Source organism: Micromonospora sp. FIMYZ51, assembly GCF_038246755.1.
GTDB lineage: Bacteria > Actinomycetota > Actinomycetes > Mycobacteriales > Micromonosporaceae > Micromonospora.
Genome location: NZ_CP134706.1, coordinates 1174620 through 1196358, shown reverse-complemented (window position 1 = coordinate 1196358; position 21739 = coordinate 1174620). Strand labels below are relative to the sequence as shown.

The 21739-nt window shown below is 72.8% G+C and carries 18 protein-coding genes; 3 read left to right on the top strand and 15 right to left on the bottom strand.

Annotated elements, in window-relative coordinates:
* Nucleotides 1-14: 14 nt before the first annotated feature.
* The 8 genes from QQG74_RS05675 to QQG74_RS05640 all read right to left on the bottom strand — a co-directional run bounded on the left by QQG74_RS05675 (nt 15) and on the right by QQG74_RS05640 (nt 11204).
* Nucleotides 15-2342 carry an EAL domain-containing protein gene (locus tag QQG74_RS05675; protein ID WP_341719235.1) on the bottom strand — a complete coding sequence of 776 codons (2328 nt, stop codon included), beginning with the start codon at nt 2340-2342 and terminating at the stop codon, nt 15-17.
* A 164-nt stretch (nt 2343-2506) separates the two neighbouring features.
* Nucleotides 2507-4024 carry a hypothetical protein gene (locus tag QQG74_RS05670; protein ID WP_341719234.1) on the bottom strand — a complete coding sequence of 506 codons (1518 nt, stop codon included), beginning with the start codon at nt 4022-4024 and terminating at the stop codon, nt 2507-2509.
* Nucleotides 4025-4091: 67 nt separating this feature from the next.
* Entirely contained in the window at nt 4092-5225 is a 1134-nt protein-coding gene (locus QQG74_RS05665; protein WP_341719233.1) for a hypothetical protein, read from the bottom strand.
* Nucleotides 5222-6595 (bottom strand): MFS transporter, encoded by a 1374-nt coding sequence (locus tag QQG74_RS05660; protein WP_341719232.1) that lies wholly within the window; start codon nt 6593-6595, stop codon nt 5222-5224. Before QQG74_RS05660 ends, QQG74_RS05665 begins: the two co-directional genes overlap by 4 nt.
* A 388-nt stretch (nt 6596-6983) precedes the next feature.
* Nucleotides 6984-7838 carry an SRPBCC family protein gene (locus QQG74_RS05655; protein ID WP_341719231.1) on the bottom strand — a complete coding sequence of 285 codons (855 nt, stop codon included), beginning with the start codon at nt 7836-7838 and terminating at the stop codon, nt 6984-6986.
* Nucleotides 7831-8388, bottom strand: a complete 558-nt coding sequence (locus QQG74_RS05650; RefSeq protein WP_341719230.1) for a helix-turn-helix domain-containing protein — start codon at nt 8386-8388, stop codon at nt 7831-7833. The genes QQG74_RS05655 and QQG74_RS05650 overlap by 8 nt, the downstream gene beginning before the upstream one ends.
* 96 nt (nt 8389-8484) lie before the next feature.
* Nucleotides 8485-9825 carry a class I SAM-dependent methyltransferase gene (locus QQG74_RS05645; protein ID WP_341719229.1) on the bottom strand — a complete coding sequence of 447 codons (1341 nt, stop codon included), beginning with the start codon at nt 9823-9825 and terminating at the stop codon, nt 8485-8487.
* The gene (locus QQG74_RS05640) at nt 9822-11204 is read right to left on the bottom strand and encodes an FAD-binding oxidoreductase (RefSeq protein WP_341719228.1); all 1383 of its coding nucleotides are present in this window, start codon (nt 11202-11204) and stop codon (nt 9822-9824) included. Before QQG74_RS05640 ends, QQG74_RS05645 begins: the two co-directional genes overlap by 4 nt.
* A gap of 127 nt (nt 11205-11331) precedes the next feature.
* On the opposite strand from QQG74_RS05640, the gene QQG74_RS05635 reads away from it, so the two are divergent.
* A complete protein-coding gene (locus QQG74_RS05635; RefSeq protein ID WP_341719227.1) occupies nt 11332-12027 on the top strand; it encodes an RICIN domain-containing protein in 696 nt (231 codons plus the stop codon).
* Nucleotides 12028-12100: 73 nt separating this feature from the next.
* Here QQG74_RS05635 and QQG74_RS05630 read toward each other — a convergent pair whose 3' ends face one another.
* Nucleotides 12101-13402 (bottom strand): MFS transporter, encoded by a 1302-nt coding sequence (locus QQG74_RS05630; RefSeq protein WP_341719226.1) that lies wholly within the window; start codon nt 13400-13402, stop codon nt 12101-12103.
* Between the two features lie 71 nt (nt 13403-13473).
* Here QQG74_RS05630 and QQG74_RS05625 point away from each other — a divergent pair, with 71 nt between their 5' ends.
* Nucleotides 13474-14448: a DJ-1/PfpI family protein gene (locus QQG74_RS05625; protein ID WP_341719225.1), complete on the top strand. Its 975-nt coding sequence runs from the start codon at nt 13474-13476 to the stop codon at nt 14446-14448.
* Nucleotides 14449-14513: 65 nt separating this feature from the next.
* Here the strand turns inward: QQG74_RS05625 and QQG74_RS05620 are convergent, their stop codons facing one another.
* Genes QQG74_RS05620 through QQG74_RS05605 form a run of 4 tightly spaced genes read right to left on the bottom strand, consistent with a single transcriptional unit; the run spans nt 14514 to nt 18997 of the window.
* A complete protein-coding gene (locus QQG74_RS05620; RefSeq protein WP_341719224.1) occupies nt 14514-14978 on the bottom strand; it encodes a hypothetical protein in 465 nt (154 codons plus the stop codon).
* A gap of 9 nt (nt 14979-14987) precedes the next feature.
* Entirely contained in the window at nt 14988-16940 is a 1953-nt protein-coding gene (locus QQG74_RS05615) for a VWA domain-containing protein (protein WP_341719223.1), read from the bottom strand.
* A gap of 2 nt (nt 16941-16942) precedes the next feature.
* Nucleotides 16943-18367 (bottom strand): sigma 54-interacting transcriptional regulator, encoded by a 1425-nt coding sequence (locus QQG74_RS05610; RefSeq protein ID WP_341719222.1) that lies wholly within the window; start codon nt 18365-18367, stop codon nt 16943-16945.
* 15 nt (nt 18368-18382) lie between these two features.
* Nucleotides 18383-18997 carry a TetR/AcrR family transcriptional regulator gene (locus QQG74_RS05605; RefSeq protein WP_341719221.1) on the bottom strand — a complete coding sequence of 205 codons (615 nt, stop codon included), beginning with the start codon at nt 18995-18997 and terminating at the stop codon, nt 18383-18385.
* Nucleotides 18998-19072: 75 nt separating this feature from the next.
* Here QQG74_RS05605 and QQG74_RS05600 point away from each other — a divergent pair, with 75 nt between their 5' ends.
* Nucleotides 19073-19528, top strand: a complete 456-nt coding sequence (locus QQG74_RS05600; protein WP_341719220.1) for a GNAT family N-acetyltransferase — start codon at nt 19073-19075, stop codon at nt 19526-19528.
* Between the two features lie 221 nt (nt 19529-19749).
* Here the strand turns inward: QQG74_RS05600 and QQG74_RS05595 are convergent, their stop codons facing one another.
* Nucleotides 19750-20400, bottom strand: coding sequence for a response regulator transcription factor (locus tag QQG74_RS05595; protein WP_341719219.1), 651 nt, complete (start codon nt 20398-20400; stop codon nt 19750-19752).
* Nucleotides 20397-21638, bottom strand: coding sequence for a histidine kinase (locus tag QQG74_RS05590; protein ID WP_341719218.1), 1242 nt, complete (start codon nt 21636-21638; stop codon nt 20397-20399). The genes QQG74_RS05595 and QQG74_RS05590 overlap by 4 nt, the downstream gene beginning before the upstream one ends.
* Nucleotides 21639-21739 lie beyond the last annotated feature (101 nt).

Below are 21739 nucleotides of genomic sequence, written 5' to 3'. Positions count from 1 at the left end.
GGTCCCGCCTGCCGTTAGGTGAGGGTCAACCCCGATTCTGCGACGTCGGTCACCCCGGGCGGGCGGCGTTTGGCCAGTACGGTACGCAACTCACCCAGCCCGGCGGGCCGCCCGTACCGGTAGCCCTGCCCCTGCACGCACCCGATGGCGGCCACCGCCTCGTGCTGCCGGTCGGTCTCCACCCCCTCGGCCACCACGGCCAGGTCGAACGCCCCGGCCAGCCGGGTCACCATCTCCACCGTGGCATAGGCCCGGGTGTCCTCGGGAATCCGGGCCACGAACGACCGGTCGATCTTCAGCTCGGTCGCCGGGATCCGGTGCAGGTAGCTCAGCGACGAGTATCCGGTGCCGAAGTCGTCGATGGCGATCCGGATGCCCAGCTCCCGCAGCTGGCTCAACCGGTCGAGCACCGCGTCGCTCCCCTCGATCAGCGCCGACTCGGTCAGCTCCAGGGTCAACGCCCGCGGTGCCAGCCCCGCACCGGCGGTGGCCTCGGTGACCGTGGCGATCAGATCCGGCCGACGCAGGTGCGACGCGGCGATGTTCACCGCCACCGTCGCCGCCGGGATGCGGTCCTGCCAGGTGGCCGCCGCCCGGCACGCCTCGTGGATCACCCACCGGTCGATCGGCAGGATCAGCCCGGTCTCCTCGGCCAGCGGCAGGAACCGGGCCGGGCTGAGCATGCCCAGCTGCGGATGCCGCCAGCGGACCAGCGCCTCCGCGCTGCGTACCGCCCCGGTGGCCAGGTCCACGATCGGCTGGAACTCCAGGTGCAACTGCCCCTCGTCGACCGCTCGGCGCAGGTCGGCGATCAGCTCCGCCCGGCCCACCGCCGACTCGCGCAGCAGCGGCGTGCACCGTCGGTACGCCGACTTGCCGGCCGCCTTCGCCGCGTACATCGCGATATCCGCGTCGCGCAGCAGGTCGGTGTAGGAGATGTGCTGCGGCCCGTACTCGGCGATGCCGATGCTCGCCGACGGATGCACCCCGACGACCTCCTCGCCGGCCGACGGGTGCAGCGCCGCCAGCAGCCGTTCCGCCAGCCGCTCCGGCACCGCCGGTCGATCGCCGGTGACAAGTACCGCGAACTCGTCGCCGCCGATCCGGGCGATCATGCCGTCGTCGGCCACGGCCCGGCGCATCCGGCGGGACAGCCCGGTCAGCAGGGTGTCGCCGGTGGTGTGCCCGAAACGGTCGTTCACCTGCTTGAACCCGTCCAGGTCGAGCAGCAGCACGGCGACCGGTTTCGCCCCGCGCAGGGCCGATCGCAGCCGACGGGTGAACGCCAACCGATTGGGCAGTCCGGTGAGTTGGTCGACGTAGGCGAGCTGTCGCAGCCGGGCCACCAGGCGCAGGTTCTCGTTGGCCGCCAGGCTCTGCCGCAACGCCAGCGCCGCCAGCAGCGTCATCATCGTCAGGAACACCGGCAGCGGGGTGTGCCCGCCGGGTTCACGGGACAACAGGGTCGCCACGATCGCCCCGCCCACCGGCAGGTACGGCAACGCCACCCGCCACCACGGCGGCAGCGGCAGCTCGCCGGACTCGTCCGGGCGGTCGAAGTGCGCCGGTGCGGGCAGCCGGGTCGCCACGCCGATCAGCAGGTAGCTCACCGGCCAGAGCACGTCCACAAGCGTGCCGGGCTGGTAGGTGCCGGCGGCCACCCAGGAGACGTAGATGGTGTCGGCCACCGCCCGGATCGAGAGGCTCGCGGCCAGCAGCGTCAACCCGTGCCACACCGGCCGACCGGGACCGATCACCACGACCAGGATGGTCAGCTGCATCAGGTCGAACATCGGGTAGAGCAGCCCGGCGGTACGCAGCGGCTCGTCAAGGTCCGCCAGGGAGACGGTCCTGAAGATCAACACCCAGCCGACCGGGACCAGCGCCAGCCCGACGATCACCCCGTCGAGCAGGGTCCGGGCCCGCCCCACCCCGGTTCGCGGCGCGGTGACCGAGCAGAGGATGGCCGCGGTGCCGGCGACCAGGCTGGCCGCGAAGAGCAGCCCGACCGGCAGCGTGTGCGGCAGGTCGTTGCCGAGCAGCCGCTGCACCGTCCACAGTGCTCGCCCGGCCGCCGCGAGTACCAGGGTGGCCGCGAGCAGCCACCAGAATCGGCGCAGCGGTGCCGGATGCCGGCGGGACGCCCCGACACAGGCCATCCCGGCCCAGGCCGCCACCGTGACCGAGCTGAGGTCGCTGACCAGCGCCGGCTCGGGCAGGTCCAAGGCCAGCCAGAGCGCCTCGCCGGCAACGACCGCGCCAGCCCCGAGCAGCCCCGCCCGACCGGCCCGTTTCGGCTCGGACGACCGCACGGCAGCCTGCTCGACGTCCTCTCGCGACACCGCGATCGCTCCGGCTCTCTCTCGTACCGCATCCTCGACGGTGCGGCCCGGTCCTGGCAAACTTCGAAAGCCTAGCCACGGGTACACCCGTTCTACCAGGGCCGTCCGGTCCAAGTCCACAATCCGACGGACCATTCGTCGATCCACATGCATCGACGGTCCGGCTACGCCCACTCCTCGCCGGACAGCTCGTCGCGACCGGAGGTGTGGTCGGCGGATGCCGCTGCGGGAGGGCCGCCGTGGGTCCACGGGGTCTCCTCCACCGCCGGGAACGTCCCACCCGGCACGTACGCCTCGCTCAGCGAGGTGTAGCAGAGCCGCTGCCCCACCTCGGGCACGCTGCCGGGGGTGGCGGTCAAGCCCCGGCCCATCCCGCCGGAGAGCTCCAGCACCACCTCGGTCTTCCCGTCCCCGGCCGGGGTCACGAAGACCACCCGCGCCTTCTGCCCCGGCCGGGCCGGGCTGAACAGGCTCGCTCCCACCGGCACCAGCACCGCATCGGTGGTCAGCAGTTGGATGCGCGGGCGCAGCACCGGTCGCCGGCCGCTGTCGTCGACGCGCGTCGGATCGGCCAACACCACCTCGCCGACGAACGCCTCACCGGTCAGCCGGTACTCCGCCATCACCAGCGGATCGTCGTAGGCGCGCTGAACGGCGTAGCTCGTTGCGGCCCGTTCCAGGCGATGCAGCCGGGCGGCGGCGCCGACCGCACCGTCGCGGCGGGGCTGCGGCGCGCCACCGCCGTCGACGTGCTCGGCGTGCGCGGTGAAGGCGTCCCGGTCACCGTCCCAGCGGCTGGCCACCCGGGCACCGGGCGGCAGGGCCCGCAGCAACCCGACGCCGCGCCACATCAGCTCCCAGGTGGGCGTCAGCTGATCCCGCAGCAGCCGCTCCAACTCCGCGTACGCCTCGACCCGGGCCCCCGCGTCGTCCCCGGCGGCGGCGTACGCCTCGATCGCCGGTGCGAGCAACCGGTTGTCGAACTCGGGATCGGTGGCCGGTCCGGCCGGCGGGCAGATCGTCGGGTCCTCGGCGCGGGCGGCGGCTTCGGCCCCGGTCAGCCCGGCCGGCGGCGCGATCCAGCCGAGCAGCGCCGGCAGGTGCAGGTCCTCCACCGCGCTCTGCCCGGTCGCCCAGTGCAGCGTCAACGCCTGCGTCATCGCCACCAGGGTCGAGGAGCCGGGATGCTCGGCCCGCTCGGCGAGGAAGGTCAGCCACCGGCCCAGCAGCGGCACCGTCGGCGGCACCGGGTGTTCCCCGTCGACCCGGCGGAACCGGGTGGCGCGACCCAGCAGCCGCAGGAACGTCACCCCGGCCGGATTCGGCACCAGCACCTGTGGTGCGTCCAGGTAACGCAGCCGCACGTCCCGTCCCCGGTCCACGGAAACCGCCTCGGTGGCGGTGCGGTGACCCTGGACGTACGGCAGCACGACCTCGGCCAGCTCGGCGACGAATGCGAGCCGCTGGTCCCGGTTGCGTGGCTGCGGCACGATCAGCAGCCGTCCCTCGCCCGGTGCCGAACCGACAATCGCCGCCAGTGGGGCGTTCACCTCGCCGGCCAGCGCCAACGGCACCAGCACCAGCGGTCGCGTCGACAGGTGCAGGTGCCGCACGGTGGCCACCGGCTGGGCCACCCCGGCGGCCACCGCCTGCGCTGCGGCGAGCGCCCGCAGCGTACTCATGCCAGCACCCGGTTGCGCTGCGGGCCGTCCTGCGGCACCAGCACACCGAGCCGGATGATTCGCGCGCTCATGCCTTGAGGGCGTCGGCGCGGAGGCGGGCGGCGGTGCGGAGCAGCGCGGCGGCCTCCGCGCGTTCCGGGTCGGCCGCGCGTTCCCCGCCGGCCAGCGCCAGGACCTCGTCGACCTCGGCGATCCCGCCGAGCGCCTCGCGGACCGGGCGGCCGAGTGTGCCGGTCTGCCCCCGCGCCTCGTGCCGGCAGAAGTACGCCAGCTCGCAGCTGGCCAGGCAGTCCGGCGTGTAGCGGGCCGGCACCCGGCTCAGCGAATCGACAAGGGTCGGCGCGTCGACCGTCGGGGCCGCGGTGAAGTCGGCCGGCACGGCGGCCAGCAGCGCGTCGACCCGGTCCATCCGGTCCAGCTGTCGGCGTACCACAAGCAGTTGCTTGCGCACGTCGAGCAGGTGCGCCACCGGTTGGTTTGTGAAGTTCTCCGGACAGACCAGCACCACCTCGTGCGACACCAGCCGGGGATCGCGACCGTGCGCCGCGAGCAGTTCCCGCAGGGCCAGCACGTAGACGGCGGACTGCACCGCCGCGGCGGCCAGCTTGGCCGGGTCGGCCTGCCCGTCGACCACGGCGAACGACTTGATCTCCACCACGTGGAACCGCCCGCCCAGCCGGGCCGCGACCAGGTCCGGTTCGAGGTACACCCGTCGCCCGGCCACGTCCAGCCCGAGCAGCGGATGGTCGAAGAGCGCCGCGTCGGCATCGAGCTGCCGATCCCGGCCGGCGCGCACCGCCGACCCGGTGTCGTCGGCGCCCAGGGCGGCGGCCAGCAGGGTGGCCGAGCGCCGCTGCCGGCCGGCGATGTCCTCGCCGCCGCCGAGGTCCGTCCAGCTCGCGGTCGCCGGCACCGGTACGCCGAGCCGTTCGGCGACCAGCCGCAGCAGCTCGGCCCCGCCGTCGGCCTTCACCTGCGCCTCGAACGCGTTGCCCCGGGTGATGGCGAACCGGGACTGCCCGAACCGGGCCGGGAAGCCGATCCGCTCGGCCAGCAGTGGCTTGTCCACTCCGGCGCCGTCCAGGATCGCCCGGCGGTTGCAGCCCGGGTTCCCGGTCAGCGCCGCTATCGTGCGGGCGTTGTGCCGTCGTGGCGGTACGCCGCCCCGGATCGTGGCCAGTCGCTCTTCGCTGCTCGTCACGACTGGCCACGATAGCCGCGCCGGAGCAGCACGGCAGTGGACGCCACGGCGAGGGTGGCGACTGCCGCCATCGACCACAGCACGGTACGCAGCCCGTCGGTGAACCCCGGATCGGCGAGCCGGCCGGCGGTCGTACTGGCCAGCACCGCCCCGACCACCGCGATGGCGATCGTCTCGCTGGCCAGCCGGGACGTGTTGATCATCCCGGCGCCGGTGGCCGCCCGGTGCGGCGCGACACTGCCGATGGCCAGGGCGTCGAGCAGACCGATCGACAGCCCGACCCCGACGCCGATACTCAGCAGCGGCCCGGCCAGCGTGGCGGTGCCGACCTGTGGACCGAGCACGGTGGCCCAGGCGGCGCCGCCGGCCACCACCGCCACCGACACGACGATCACCAGGGTCGCCGGCACCGCCCGGGTCAGCGCGCCGCCGAGCAGCGGCAGCACCACGGTGGGGGCGGTGAGCAGCAGCAGCGTGGCACCGGCCGCGCCGGGCGTCAGCCCGAGCACCGTGGTGAGGTAGGACGGCAGGTAGACCAGCAACGGCACCAGCACGGCGACGATTGTGGCTGCCGCCAGGCAGATGCCGACGAACTGGGGGTTCGCCAGCAGGCTCAGGTCGAACATCGGGTCGGCGCGGCGACGCTGCACCCGGACGAAGATCACCAGCAGCACCGGTACGGCCACGAACGCGCCGACGATCCGCGGGTCGGCCCAGCCGAACTCGGGTCCCTGCACGAAACCGAAGATGAGCAGCAGCAGGGCGGCCGTGAACGACACGGTGCCGGGCCAGTCGACCCGTCCGGCGCCGGACGGACGGGACTCGGGCAGCAACGGCACCAGGGCCAGCACCAGCAGCGCGGCGATCGCCGGCACGGCGAACACCGCCCGCCAGTCGAACAGCTCGATCAGCAGCCCCGAGATCGACGGACCGAAGGCCAGACCGGCGCCGATCGTCGTACCGAAGGCACTGAACGCGCGGGTGCGCGCCGCGCCGTGGAAGGTTCCGGCGAGGATCGCAGCGGCGCTGGTCGCCGCGGCGGCGGCACCGACACCGGCAACCGCGCGGAGCGCGTTGAACAGCAGGATGTCGTCGGCGACCACGGCGAACAGACCGCCCCCGGCGAAGATGGCCAGGCCGATGGCGAAGACCCGACGTCGGCCGAACAGATCGGCAAGCGCGCCGGCCGCGAGCATGAAACTGGCGAAGGTGGCGTTGTAGCCGTTGATCACCCACTGCACGGCGGCCAGCCCGGCGTCGAGTTCCCGGCCGATGTCCGGTAGGGCGACCGCCGCGCCGGTCAGCGACACCGGCAGGGCAAGAGTGGACAGCAGGACGGCGACCAGCACGATCGCCGGGTGGTTGCGCAAGAAATCTCCCCGTTCCGACAGCCGTCCCAGCGTAGTGTGCGCTGCTGACGCCGCCAGCCCAGGTCAGTGCTCGGATCAGCGCCGGCCGGAGCGGTTCCAGGGCGCGCGGGGCAGCGCGCTACCGGCGGCCGGTCTGCGGCGTCGGCGCTGCCGGCGTCGCCCGGGCGTGCACGGCGGCCGGGGCACGCTGTGCACCGGCGGCGTCGGCTGGCGGCCGATCAACCAGCGGATGAATTCGGCCATCAGGGAAGCCCGACCCGAGACGTCGCCGGCCCGCAGAGGAGAAGCATCGCCCGCCATTACCCCGCGGACATCCGGTTGAACCACGACGGCGGGACCGGAGCACGGTCATCGGGTGACCGCACCCCGACCCGCCATCGGGTAGGGCTCAGCTGGCCGCGGGCGTCTCCGCCGGCAGCCAGATCGGCTGCCAGTCCGGGACCTCGTGGAAGCGGCGCAGCTCGGCCAGCCCGGAGAGCCACCCGCCCCAGGCCGCGTACGGCGGGTTCTGCTCGTCGAAGCCGCTCTGCACGAAGGTCAGCCTGGTCCTCCCCTGCGACTCGGCCAGCTCCCAGCTGACGACTCCGGGCGGCCCCCAGTCGACGGAGATCCTGCGACCGGGGTCCAGGTCGACCACCTGGGCGACGTAGCCGCTCTCGAAGTCGCCCATCGCGTACCGGCCGCCGACCCAGGGCTCGATCCCGACCGGGTGGCCGAACCAGGCGCTGGCCTGCTCGGAGTCGGTGAGGGACGCCCAGACCTTGTCGGCCGGGGTGGCGATCTCCAGCTCGCCCCGCAGGTCGGTGCTGGTGAAGTCCACCTTCGGCAGCAGCGGCTTGCCGGCCAGATGCGCTTCCAGGTTGGCGGTGGTCAGGTACCAGTAGGTCTGGAGGACACCCCGGATGCTGGTGCCGTTCACCACGTCGTTGAAGTCGAAGTGGGTCTGCGACAGCCGCAACACGGTGGCGTCCGGCCCGTCAGCGTGCAGGGTGAACTCGGTGGTGGTCTGCACGCCGTCCAGCAGCCAGGCGAAGCTCAGCCCGTTGTCGTCGGCGCGCAGCAGCCGCTGATGTGGCGCGTCGCCCTCGGGCGTGTAGCGACCCCAGAACTCGTACCGTTTCGGCAGGTCGACCTCGACGTGTTCGGCCAGCCAGATGCGCAGCTCGGCCGGATCGGTCAGGGCCTGGCGCACCCGCGCGACCGGCGCGGCGAGGCGGGTCAGGATGATCATGGGCTCAGGCACGGTTGATCCCTTTCGGGTAGCAGGCCACGGCGAGCTTGAAGGCGTCACCTTCGGCACCGCCGTAGCGGGTGAACAGCTCCTGTAGCGCGGACTGAAGGTCGTGCAGGAATTCCTGGCGACGCTCGGCCGGCACGCGGATCTCGCCGGAGACGCCGATCGAGGGCAGCTCCGGTGCGGTGCGGTCCAGGGCGGCGACATCGGCCTGGACCTCCTCCATCAGGTCCAACAGGTAGCCCAGGCTCAGCTCGTCGCGGGCCCGGCGCAGGCCGATCCGCCCGACCAGGCGGGGCGAGAGCCAGTACGACCGGGCGGCGGCCTGGTAGATCCCCTCGGTGATGCCACGGACCTTGCGCTTGTCGACCTGCTCGACCAGCCCGGCCGCGACGAGTTGCTTGACGTGGTAGTAGACGCGCTGCGGCGTCTGCTCCAGACGGGTGGCCACCTCGGTGCAGGTTCGCGGCTCGGCCAGCTGGCGAAGAATCTCCACGCGCTGCGGCTTGAGCAGCACCTCGGCCTGCTCGATCTGCTCCAGGTACAGGACGTCTCTCATGGCAAAAACAAGTTTGTACGTACAAAAATTATTTGTCAATGGGGACGACGAAGGCCGCGCCGGCGAACCCGGCGCGGCCCAGGTCAGCTCAGCAGGTCAGGGCAGCCAGTCCGGGCGCAGCGGGTAACCACTCACCCCTTGCGGACCGTTGCGGGTCGCCAGAACCTGGTGCAGCTGGATGCCGTTACGCTCGAACGCCAGCCGCGAACCGGCCATGTAGAGCCCCCACACCCGGGCGGTGCCGGTGCCCACCTCCGAGACGCAGAAGTCCCAGTGCCGCACGAGATTGCGGCACCAGCCGGCCAGCGTCAGCGCGTAGTGCTGGCGCAGGTTCTCCTCGTGGTGCACCTCCAGCCCGGCATCGTGGATCTCGCTGACCACCCGCCCCGGCCCGGCCAGTTCCCCGTCCGGGAAGACGTAGCGGTCGATGAACGCCCCGGAGCGGTGCGGTGCCCGGTTGTCCGCCCGGGTGATGCAGTGGTTGAGCAGCCGCCCCTCGGGGCGCAGCCGGTCCCGCAGGAAGCCGAAGTAGGCCGGGTAGTTGCGCACTCCGATGTGCTCGGTCAGCCCGATCGAGGAGACCGCGTCGAACTGATCCCGGGGCGCGTCGCGGTAGTCCATGTGCCGCACCTCGGCCAGCCCGGTCAGCCCCTCGCGCTCGATCGCCGCCTGCGCCCACTGCGCCTGCGACCGGGACAGCGTCACCCCGAGCGCCTTGACGCCGTACTCGCGGGCCGCATGCCGGACCATGCCGCCCCAACCACAGCCCACGTCGAGCAGCCGCATCCCCGGCCGCAGCGCGAGCTTGCCGGCGACCAGCTCGTACTTGGCCGCCTGGGCCTGCTCCAGGGTGTCGTCCGGGCTGCGGAACAGCGCGCAGGTGTACGTCATCGACGGCCCGAGCACCTTCTCGTAGAAGGCGTTCGACACGTCGTAGTGGTGCGAGATGGCGCTGCTGTCGCGCAACCGCGAGTGCCGCAACCCACCCATTACCCGCTTCCAACGGGGCAGTGCCTCCTGCGGCGGGGCCGGTGGCGGGAGCAGCCGCTCCCAGCCCAGCCCACGCACCAGCGCCAGCCCCTCGGCCAGCGCCGGTGGGCGGACCCGTAACCCGCTGAGCACCCGCAGCGCCTCGTACGGGTCGCCCGGGTGCACACCCTCCAGGGCCAGGTCCCCGCTGACGTACGCCCGCGCCATGCCCAGGTCACCCAAGGCGGTGAGCAGGTACGACAGTCCTCGCTCGGAACGGATGACCAGGCCGATCGCGGCGTCGGCCGGGCCGATGCTGCTGCCGTCGTACCCGGTGACGCGTACCGGCAGGGGACCCGAGGTGACCGCCCGGACGACGTCCGCCACGGTCGGTCCACGCCGCCGGCCCCCCGGCGGTGGCGTGGCGGGAGCACCGGCCGCTCCCTGGTTTCGATCGGTCAGGCTCATGCGCGCGCTACCGCCTTCTCGTACAGTCCGGTGAGCCGATGCTCCGGGTCGTACCGGTCCCGCACGGCGCGCCATGTCTCGCCGCCGTAGAGCCGGTCGAACGATTCCCGGTCGTAGTACGCGTCGGAGTAGAGCGACTTGTGCCCGCCCGCCTCCGACACCGCGTGCTCGATCGCCCGGTTGACGTCGCCGTCGGCGGCGCCCTCGGCGATCGGCACGCTCCCCCAGAACCCGATGTTGACGTAGTCCTGCCCCGGCCGGAGCGGGTACAGCGGCCAGGACCGGGCCGATCCCTCGCCCGCCGGCTCGCGCAGCCGCAGCGGGCACAACCACACCGGCGTCATCCCCACCCGCCGGGCGAACCAGTGCAGGAAATCCGCCGTGCGCTCCAGCGGGACCTCCACGTCCTGCACGACCCGCTCCCGGGCCGGCTGGCCGCGCCACCTGTCGATCCGGGCCGCCACCTGGTGCCGGTGCTCCAACCGCACGATCCGGTGGTAGACGTCGCTGCGCCGCCACCGCGCCGGCCACAACCGCCGCACCACCGGGTGCTGTACGCCGAACGCGGCCGAACACCAGAACCAGTCGGTGTCCCAGCGCCACAGGTAGTCGTACGTCCGCAGCGCGTCCTGCCCTCGGCGGCGCAGCGAGCGGTAGTAGATGTCCTGGCCGGTGTAGTCGGAGACCGCATCCGCGTCGTCGGTGAAGGTCCCGAGCACGAGGTACGCCTCGTCGGGGCTGAACATCACCCCGTCCATCGCGTCGACGACCTGCCCGGCCCAGGACCGGGTGGCGGTGATCTCGCCGATCGCGGCGGTCAACTCGGTCAGGCTGCTGAACCGCACGTTGCGCAGCGCCACGTGCCGCCGGACCGGTTGCAACTCGATGCGCAGCCGGGTGGCGTAGCCGAGGCTGCCGAGCGAATTCGGAAAGGCGGCGAAGAGGTCTGCGTGCTCACCCTCGGGGCGGGCGGTGACCACCTCACCGGCACCGGTGAGCACGTCCAACTCGACCACCGACTCGTGGGGCAGGCCGTTGCGGAACGAGGTCGACTCGATGCCCAACCCGGTCACCGCCCCGCCGAGGGTGATGGTGCGCAGCTGCGGCACCACCAGCGGCATCAGGCCGTGCGTGAGGGTCGCGTCCACCAGCCGTTCGTAGGTGCACATGCCCTGGACGTCGGCGGTGCGGGCGACCGGGTCGACGGCGAGCACCTCACCGAGCCCACTCACGTCGAGCCCGGGGGCACGCGGCGCGCTGCGCGGGCGGAACAGGTTGGAGGTGCGCTTGGCCAACCGCACCGGCTGGTCCGACGGCACCGCCGCGTACGACCGTCGCAGCTGAGAAACTGCCAGCTCATGATCACGCAGGGCGCGCATGCGCTCACTTTACGCGCCACCGCCGACCATTGTGGGACACCCAACGAAGACCTTTCGCGTTTCGTCTCCGGTCCCCTCACCAGGGGGCGGCTGGCCGAGGCCAGCCGCGATGAGCCAGGATGCGGGCATGTCGGAAACCGATGGGTCAGGCACCGTCTACGGCACCCGCCGTCGCGGGCTGCCCCGGGACCCGCTGCTGCGGGGAGCACTGGCGGTCGGGCTGATCGGCATCCTGGCCGGCGGACTCTTCGCCACCGGCGTACTGAGCGGCGGCGATCCCGCGTCGACACCGACCCCGAGCGCGGCGGCCGGCAGCCCGTCACCGGTCGAGCCGAGCCCGACCGCGGACGAGCCCCTGCCCACCACGTCGGAGCCCGAACCGTCCCCGACCCCCAGCCCCACCCCCGACCCGCTGACCGGCCCCAAGGTGCTCAACGGAGTCGGCTCGGGGCTCTGCCTCGGCCTCGACGGCGGCGGCGAGGGGGCCGGCGCCGAACTCGCCGCCTGCAACGGCGGGCCAGAGCAACAGTGGGTGGTGAACCCGTTCGGCCCGGACACGGTGACCCTTACCAACTCCGCGTACAACCAGTGCCTCGACGTCGAGGGCATCAGCACCGACGACGGCGCCCGGTTGCAGCAGTTCCGCTGCCACGGCGAGGGCAACCAGCAGTGGCGCCTCCAGGCCGTCGACGACGGCACGATGCTGCTGGTGGCCGTACACAGTGGCAAGTGCGCGCAGGTCCGCGACGGCGGCACCGGCCCCGGCGACGACATAGTCCAAGCCCCCTGCGACGGCAATCCCGCCCAACGCTGGAAGCTCTAGGCAGGTAAGGAAGGGCCCCCTATTAACGCCTCGGGTAGAGGAAGGGCCCCTTCTTAACAAGGAACAAGCGTGCTCAGCCGCGGTAGCTCCAGGCCCTCGGTGCGGCGACGACCGGTGCCGGCTCGACGAAGCGGGTGCCGCGCCGTCGCAGCAGCATCAGCGACAGCACGGCCGCTCCCACCGACAGCGCCCCTGCCGCGTACCAAGCCAGGTGGTAGGTGCCGAGTTGGTCGCGGACCAGGCCCGCACCGGTCGCCGCCACCGCCGCGCCGAACTGGTGCGCGGCGAACACCCAGCCGAAGACCACCGCGCCAGAGGTGCCGAAGTACTCCCGGCACAGCGCCACCGTCGGCGGCACGGTGGCCACCCAGTCCAGGCCGTAGAAGATGACGAAAACCAGCATGCTCGGCTCGGTGCTGGCCGCGAAGAGACCGGGCAGCAGCAACAGCGATCCGCCGCGCAGCGCGTAGTACGCGCCGAGCAGCAGTCGGGGGTCGAACCGGTCGGTGAGCCAGCCCGAGGCGATGGTGCCGACGATGTCGAAGAGGCCGACCAGCGCGAGCAGGCTGGCCGCCGTGGTCTGCGGCATCCCGTGGTCGTGCGCGGCCGGCACGAAGTGCGTGCCGACCAGGCCGTTCGTGGTCGCGCCGCAGATCGCGAAGCCGGCGGCGAGCAGCCAGAACGGCCGGGTGCGGGCGGCGGCGGTCAGCGACCGCACCGCCCGGGTGGCGGCCCCGCCGGCCGGCTTCGACGGTACGAGGATCTCGTCCCCGCCGTACGGGGGCAGCCCGAGATCCGCCGGGTACTCGCGCAACAGCCGCAGCACCAGGGGTACGACCAGCAGTGCCGCTCCGGCGACGACAAGTGCCGCCGCCCGCCAGCCGTACGCGCCGACAAGCATCGCCAGCAGCGGCAGGAAGACCAGTTGGCCGGCCGCCCCACCGGCGGTCAGCACGCCGGTGACCAGCCCCCGGCGCCGGACGAACCAGCGCCCGGTCACCGTCGCCACGAAGGCCAGCGCCATCGAGCCGGTGCCCAGCCCGACCAGCACGCCCCAGCAGGCGATGAGTTGCCAGCTCGCCGTCATGAACACGGTCAGCCCGCTGCCGGCGGCGACCAGCAGCAGGGCGGCACCGACCACCCGGCGAATGCCGAACCGGTCCATCAGTGCCGCGGCGAACGGTGCGGTCAACCCGTAGAGCAGCAGGTTCACCGATACGGCCGCGGAGATGGTGGCCAGCGGCCAGCGAAACTCGGCGTGCAGCGGGTGCAGCAGCACCGCAGGGGTGGCCCGGAAACCGGCGGCGCCGACCAGCGCAACGAACGCGACCACGGCGACGATCCACGCCGGGTGCCAGCGGACAACTCTGTTCACCAGATGAGTCTGGGACCGACCAACCGGGTACGGCGAGTGGCCCGGAGGCCATCGTTCGCAATAATCGGGCCATGACTCCGCACCGCGTCGCCGTCCTCGCCGTCGATCAGGTGGTCGGCCTCGATCTGGGCACCCCGTCCCAGGTCTTCCGCACCGCCCGGGACGCCGACGACCGGCACTTCTACACCGTCGACACCTGCACCCCCGGCGGCCGACCGGTACGCAGCACCGCCGGCTTCCAGGTGCTGCCCGATCACGGGCTGGAGCTGCTGGTCGGGGCGGACACGATCATCGTTCCCGGGGTGAACGGCGCGGCGACACAGCGCCACGACGCAATCGAGCCCGACGTGATCGAGGCGCTGCGTGCCGCGTACCACCGGGGTGTGCGGATCATGTCCATCTGCACCGGGGCGTTCGTGCTGGCCGCCGCCGGGCTGCTGGACGGCCGCCGGGCCACCACCCACTGGGCGTACACGGACCGCTTCCGCCGGTTGTATCCGGACGTCGATCTCGACCCTGAGGTGCTCTTCGTCGCCGACGGCCAACTGCTCACCTCCGCCGGGGTCGCCGCCGGGATCGACCTGTGCCTGCACGTGGTCCGCACCGACCACGGCAGCCAGATCGCCAACCAGGCCGCCCGCCGGTGCGTGATGCCGCCGTGGCGGGACGGTGGTCAGGCCCAGTACATCGAACGGCCGGTGCCGCAGGCGCCCGACACCAGCACCGCCGTCGCCCGGGAGTGGGCCCGCCAACGGCTGCACGAGCCGGTCAGCCTGCGTGACCTCGCCGGACAGGCGCGGATGAGCGTCCGCACGTTCACCAGGCGGTTCCGTGCCGAGACCGGGCTCAGCCCGGCCCAGTGGCTGCTGCGCGAGCGCACCGAACATGCCCGCCTGCTGCTGGAGAGCACCGAGCTGAGCATCGACCAGATCGCCCGCCGCAGCGGCTTCGGTGGCGCCGCGGCGCTCCGGCAGCAACTGCATCAGCGCGTCGGCGTGGCACCCTCCGCCTACCGACGGACCTTCAAAGGAAGGGCCCCTTATTAACGCCTGCGGTAGAGGAAGGGCCCCTTATTAACACTCACACCCCGCTCACGCCCGCGCCGCGACCCTCACGCGCGGCGTAGTGCCCGTAGTTCAGCGTGGTGGCGGGGCAGATGCACGCGAGTGTGCAGATCGATGGTGCGCCCCCAGGGCAGCGGCTCGTCGACCAGCAGCTCGAAGCCTTCGCGCAGATGCGTCTCGACCGGGGTGTCGGCCGCCGGCCCGAGCCGCGCCACCAGGGCGATCAGCCGGCCGCTGCTGGCCCGCAGCCGGTCGGCCAGCCCGGCCAGCCCGCCGCTGGCGGCGACCAGTTCGTCCAGCTCCGGCCGATGAACCTCGGCCAGGTCGTAGAAGGCGTACGGCGATCCGGCGAGCACCGCCTCGGTGGCCTCGCTCATCAGCTCGTCGCCAGCGATCAGGTGCGCCACGATCTGTTCGGCGCTGTACCGCTGCGGTGGCGGCGGCCCGAAACCGCCCGCGTCGACCTCGGCAAGCACCGCGTCGTACGCCCGTCGCAGCCCGTCGACCTCCACCGGCCGAGCCTATCGGCGGCCCCGGCGCGCCCGCAGGTAGTCGCTCACCACGTACTCGCCGAGGTCTTCGGTGTCCGGCGTGAAGACCCGGCCCCGGCTGCGGCGGGCCACCGCGTCGACGAACCGGCGCAACCCGGGGTCCTCGCCGAGCATGAACAGGTTCAGGGTCGCCCCGTACCGCCTGAGCCGGTCCACCTCGCGGATCGTCGCCTCGATCGTCGCCGGCAGCGGCGGCCAGCTGAACAGCGCCTCGCCGTCGTCGGGATCCAGGTGTGCGGTCGGCTCCCCGTCGGTCACCACCAGCACCACCGGCTCGGCGTCCGGATGGCGGCGCAGGTGCCGCCCGGCCAGCCGCAGCGCGTGTTGCAGGTTGGTGCCCTGCGTCATGTCCGGCTCGACGGCGGCCAGTTCCTGCTGACTCAACGTCGCCGCCGTCCGGCCGAAGCCGATGATCTGGAGGGCGTCCTGCGGGAACCGGGTCGCCATCAGGTGGGCCAGGGCCAGCGCCGTCTGCTTCATCGGCCCCCAGCGGTCCTGCGAGATCATCGAGTACGACAGGTCGACGCAGAGCGCCACCGCCGCCGAGGCCCGCCGCTCGGTCTCGACCACCTCGAAGTCGGCGACGGCGAGTCGTACCGGCACTCCCGGGCCGGCCCGGCGGATCGCCCGGGTGAGCGTACGCACCACGTCCAGGGGCTGCTCGTCGCCGTACTCCCAGGGCCGGGACGCCCCGCTCACCTCGCCGGCCGCGCCCGCCGAACGCAGGTCGTGCTGACCGCGTGGTCCGGCCGTCAACTCGGCGAAGACCCGCCGCAGCGCGGTGCCGCCGAGCCGGCGCAGCGCCTTCGGGCTCAGCGTCAGCCCCTCCGCGTCGCGGGTCACCCAGCCCTGCCGGCGCAGTTCCCGCTCCAGCTCCCGCAGCCGGCGTACGTCGTCGGCGGCGTCGCGGCCAAGCGTCCGGGCCACCGCGTCGACGTCGATGTCGTCAAGCGTGGCCCCGGGATGCGCCTGACCGAGTTGGTCGAGCAGGTCGTCCAGTTCGGCCACCTCGTCGAGCACCCCGGTCGCCTCGCCGTAGCCGAGCGACTGGCCGCCCTGCGTCCGCTCGCCCCGGCCCCAACGCAGGTCGGGGCGGAGTGCGCGCAGGTTGCTCTCCAACGCGGAGAGTTCACCGGCGAGCCGGTCGCCGAGCGACTGGCGCATCAGGCCGGCCAACTCCTCGCGTTGCCGCTGGGAGAGCGAGTTCATCAGCCGCCGCCCGGCCGCCGAGCGGCGGGCCAGCACGTCCACCAGTTCGTCGACGTCGGCCGGCTGCTCCGGGAAGAAGTCGCCGTGCCGGCGCATGAACTCGGCGAAGGCGTCGGTGGTGTCCTCCGCGCGGGCGTGCCGGGCCAGCAGGGCGTTCAGGTCCCGCATCATCTCGGCCAGCCGATCCTGCATCGCCGGGTCGGCGGCGAGTTGGGCCGATTCGCGCAGCCCGGCGAAGCGCTGGCCGAGTACGTCGTTGCGCAGCCCGTCGAGGATCTGCTGGTAGGTCTGCCGGGCCTCGTCGCTGGCCCACCGGTAGCCGGAGAGTTCCCGCACCGCCTGGGCGGTGGATCGGGGCAGGTTGTCCAGCACCGCCTCGGCGAACCGGGCCGCCTCGTCCGGGCGGCCGGCCAACTCGTCCCGCTCGGCCGCGAGGGCCTGGTCCAGCAGGGCGCGGGCCCGGGTCACCGCGCCGTCCAGGTCGCCCCGGCGCAGCGCCTCCCGGCGCAGTCGGCGGGCCCGGGCGGTCAGCTCGTCCAGCCCGCCGCGTCCCTGCGGGCCCCGGCGCAGCAGGTCCCGCAGCGCCTGGCGCAGGCTGCCGCCGGCCAGCACCTCGGTGCCGACCTGGTCTACGGCGGCCTGCACGTCGTACGGCGGGGCCAGTGGGTCGGGGCCGCCGCGCCACTGGCCGTACCGGAAGCGGTTGCCGGCCATGCTCAGTCCCGGCTGCCGTAGCGGGTGCGTCCCGAGTCGGTGATGTCCTTGCCCAGCCGGCGGCTCAGGTGCAGCCCTTCCAGCACGAACTCGACGGCCGCCGCGGCCTGCCCGGGGCTGGGCGCGTCGCCGATGCCGAGCCGGTCGAGCACCTTGGCCAGCCCCGGCACCGTGCCCACCTGGCGCAGCAGCTCGGTCGCCGAGACCAGTTCCCCGGTGTCGATCGTCCGGTCGTCCTGCACAAGCGCGGTGAAACCGGAGAGGTCCAGCCCGGCCAGCCGGGCCCGGAACGTCTCGGCGGTGGCGGTACGCAGCAGGTGACCGAGGACCTCGATCTCCCGCCCCTCCTCGCCGCTCTCGAACTCCACCTTGCCGCGCAACGTCGAGGTGACCGAGACCGCGTCGCCGATGCGCGCCACGGCGGGCTCGGCGGGCTCGGCGGCGAGCAGGCTGTCCCGGCGCAGCGCGGCGGCGGCGACCGTCTCGGCGGCGGCGATGGCGAACCGGGCGGAGACCCCGGAGCGTTGGTCCACCGAGGGCGAGTCGCGCACCGCGCGGGCGAACCGGGCCAGCACCTCCAGTACGTGTTCCGGCACCTCGGCGACCAACTCGGCCTCCTGCCGGATCAACGCCAGTTCCAGCTCCAGCCCGATCGGGTAGTGGGTGCGGATCTCGGCACCGAACCGGTCCTTGAGCGGGGTGATGATCCGGCCCCGGTTGGTGTAGTCCTCCGGGTTGGCGCTGGCCACCAGGAGCAGGTCCAGCGGCAGTCGCAGCTGGTAGCCGCGTACCTGGATGTCCCGCTCCTCAAGCACGTTGAGCAGCGCCACCTGGATCCGCTCGGCCAGGTCCGGCAGTTCGTTCACCGCGAAGATGCCCCGGTTGGTACGCGGCACCAACCCGAAGTGGATCGTCTCCGGGTCGCCGAGCGTACGGCCCTGCGCCAGCCGGACCGGGTCGACGTCGCCGATCAGGTCGCCGACGCTGGTGTCCGGGGTGGCCAGCTTCTCGCCGTAGCGCATCGACCGGTGCAGCCAGCCGATCGGAAGACGGTCGCCGGCCTCGGCGACCAGCGCCTGGGACGCCGGGGTGACCGGGCGCATCGGGTGTTCGTTGAGCACCGAACCGTCGATCACCGGCGTCCACTCGTCCAGCAACGTCGCCAGGGCCCGGATCAGCCGGGTCTTGCCCTGGCCACGCTCGCCGAGCAGAACCATGTCGTGTCCGGCGAGCAACGCCCGCTCCACCTCGGGCAGTACGGTGTCGTCGTACCCGACGATGCCGGTGAAGCGCGGCTCGCCGGCGCGCAGCCTGGCCAGCAGGTTGTCGCGCAGTTCCTGCTTGACGGTGCGGTACCGGTGCCCGGCGGCACGCAGCGCCCCGAGTGTGTCGGGCAGGTCGCTCGGCGGAACCGGAAAGTCTGTCACCTGCCCAACGCTAGCTCACCCTTTCGTACGGCCACCGGACTCGCCGTCCTCGCCGATCCGGGCGAGGGCGGCGTCGATGGCGACCTGTTGGGCCTCGGCGGGGTACGTGGTGGGATCGACGGCGGCGAGCGCGTTGAGTCCTTCGACCAGGGCGACCAGGCTTATCGCGCTGGCCGCACAGTGGGCCGGGGACCAGTCCGGACGGGCGGCGGCGACCAGGCCCCGGACCCGGTCGACGAACCGCCGGTTGTAGGCGCGGTGCTGCTCGGCCAGGACGGGGTCGGCAAGCGCGGCGGCGAGAAAGCCGACCCACACCCGGGCCTCCTCACGCTTCGTGTCGGTCGGCGAGGCGGCCTGGAGCAGCACGGCCCGCAGCGCCGCGCGGGGCGTGTCGGCTTCGGCCTGGGCGGCGTCGGCGCGCTTACCGGTACGCCGATGCAGCAGCTCACGGGCGTGCACCAGCAGGGCCTGCTTGTCGGCGAAGGTGTGCAGCACCATGCCGGTGGTGCAGCCGGCCCGTTCGGCGACCGCGCGCAGGGTGAGCCCGGGCAGGCCGCGTTCCGCAAGCACCGACCAGGTGGCTGCGGAGAGCCGTCGCTGCTGGTCGGCGAGATCACGTCGTCTGGCCATCCGCGCCCCTTCCCGACCGCCGACCTGAACCGTAGCGTACGTTACGGTAACGCTTGTTACGGAAAGGGTGATGGGATGCTCTCCGTCCGGCAGGAACCATGGGAGTCGACCGACGGTGTCCGGCTACGCGCCGCGCAACGCACCGAACTCGATGCCCGTTACGGCAGCGACGACCACGAACCGGGGTCGCCGCCCACCGCCGAGTCGGTGACCGTCTTCCTGATCGCCCGGGACGGCACCGGCACCGCCGTGGGCTGCGGCGGCCTGCGCCTGCTCGGCCCCGATTCCGCCGAGATCAAACGGATGTACGTCATCCCGTCCGCCCGCGGCACCGGCGTGGCGACCACCATCCTGCGCGCCCTGGAGCACGCCGCCCGCGACGCCGGTGTGCGCACCCTGCTGCTGGAGACCGGCACCGCCCAACCCGAGGCGATCCGCTTCTACGAACGCGAGGGCTACCACCGCATCGACAACTTCGGCCCGTACCGGGGCGAGGCCCTCTCCGTCTGCTACGCCCGCCAGCTGCCCTGATCCGCAAGTGGAACCGGCGGCGACCCGAGGGCCGACCGCCGGTCCGACGAAGCTGGCCGCCCGACCCGCCCCCGATCGATCCGATCCGGGCCGGGCCCACCAGTGGCCGCCCCGCACCTGAGGAACAGCGTCGCAGGGCGTCCTGCCCTTCAGCCTCGACCGGCGCCGGGCCGGAAACCTCCCGCCGGACGGGGAACCCCCTCCCCCACGCGGGGGAACCCTCACCGACCGGCGGGAATCACGAACCCCGACTCGTACGCGGCGATGACCGCCTGGGTACGGTCACGCACCCCGAGCTTGGTCAGCACGTTCCCCACATGTGTCTTCACCGTCTCCACGCCCACCACCAACTGGGCGGCGATCTCCGGATTGGACAGTCCGGCGGCCATCAGCCGGAGCACCTCCGCCTCCCGGTCGGTGAGCCGGGCGGCCCGCAACCCGTCGGTGTTCCGCCGCCCGTACGCCCCGACGAGCTGGCGGATCGCGGTCGGGAAGAGCAGCGACTCGCCCCCGGCCACCACCCGTACCGCCGTCACCACCTCGGCCGGTCGGGCCCGCTTGAGCAGGAAGCCGGTGGCGCCGGCACGCAGCGCGTCGTATACGTACTCGTCGTTGGCGAAGGTGGTGACGACAAGCACCCGGGGCGGGTCGGCGGCGGCCAGCAGAAGCCGGGTGGCCTGGATGCCGTCGATGCCGGGCATCCGCACGTCCATCAGCACCACCTGTGGCCGGTGCCGGGCGACCAACGACGGCACCTCGACGCCGTCGGCCGCCTCGGCGACCACCCGTAGATCCGGCTGCGCGTCGATGATCGCCCGCAGCCCGATCCGGACGAGTTCGTCGTCGTCGACGATCAACACCTCGATGCTCATCCGGCCGCTCCGATCGGCAGGCGCACCCGCACCCGCCACCGCTTCCCCTCCGGTGCGGCGGTCATCTCGCCACCGAGCAGCAGCACCCGCTCCCGCATGCCGACCAGCCCCCGCCCGCCGCCCGGTTCCGCCGTACCGGCGCCCGGCTCGGGCAGCGCGTTCACCAACTCGATCTCCAGTTCGCCGGCCGGTACGTCGACCCGCAGCGTCACCGGTCCGCGACCGTGCCGGGCGGCGTTTGTCAACGCCTCCTGGACGATGCGGTAGCCCTCCCGCGAGACCACAGGTGGCACGCTCGCCAGCGTCCCGCGCACCGTGCTCCGGACCGGCTGACCGGCCGCCCGGGTGTCGTCGACAAGCCGGGACAGGTCGGCAAGGGTCCGCTGGGGCGCGACGCCGGCCGCACCGGTCTCGCGCAACAGCCCGAGCACGTGGTCGAGGTCGTCGATCGCACGCCGGCTGGTCTCCTCGATGGCGATAAGCGCCCGACGCACGAACGCCGGATCGCGGTCGAGCATCTCCCGGGCGGCACCGGCCTGAAGGGTGGCCACGGTCAGCGCGTGACCGACCGAGTCGTGCAGTTCCCGGGCCAACCGGTTGCGTTCCGCCAGCCGGGTGGCCCGCCGCTCCAGCATCGCGATCCGCTCGGCCGGCGCAGGGCCGAGCAACGCCGGCGCCATCGACGCGGCCAGCGCGCCCAGCCCGGCGACGGCGTAGCCGAGTCCCACCAGGACGAGCAGGCCACCGAGCGTCAGCCAGCCGGTGTCCCCGCCGTCGAACGGGCCGAACCCGTCCATGCCGCTGACCGCGGTGTATACGCCGGCCTGGGCGACGATGAACGCCAACGCCATCGGCAGCGCGGTGAACAGGGCGGCCACCACGAACGCGCCGCTGACCAGATGCATCCCGATCCAGAGGCCGGCCCGCAACCGGGTCTCCCGGTCGAGTCGGTGACCCGGTACCGGCTCCGGCAGGTCCACCCCGAGCAGCCCCCGGACGGCCGCGATCTGCAACGACCGGCTGCCGCCCAGGAAGATCGGCACGACCGCGATGACCACAGCCAGCACGATCAGCACGAGCACCAGGGGCCAGGGCGTACCGGGATTGCCGAACAGCCGGGCGAAGGCCACCACGAGCAGCGCGTACGGCAGCGCGAGCACCCCACCGAGCAGCAGGAACACTCCTCGCCGCCAGGTGGTGCCGGCGGTCAACGGCCGCAGCGCCCAGCGAGGGTCCATCGCCATATGATGCCGCCGCCGCAGCCGCCGGCGACTCCCCCGCAGTGGGGAGAATCCGGGGAACTGTCCGGATGCGACAGTTCAGCGGGCTGCCACGCCTT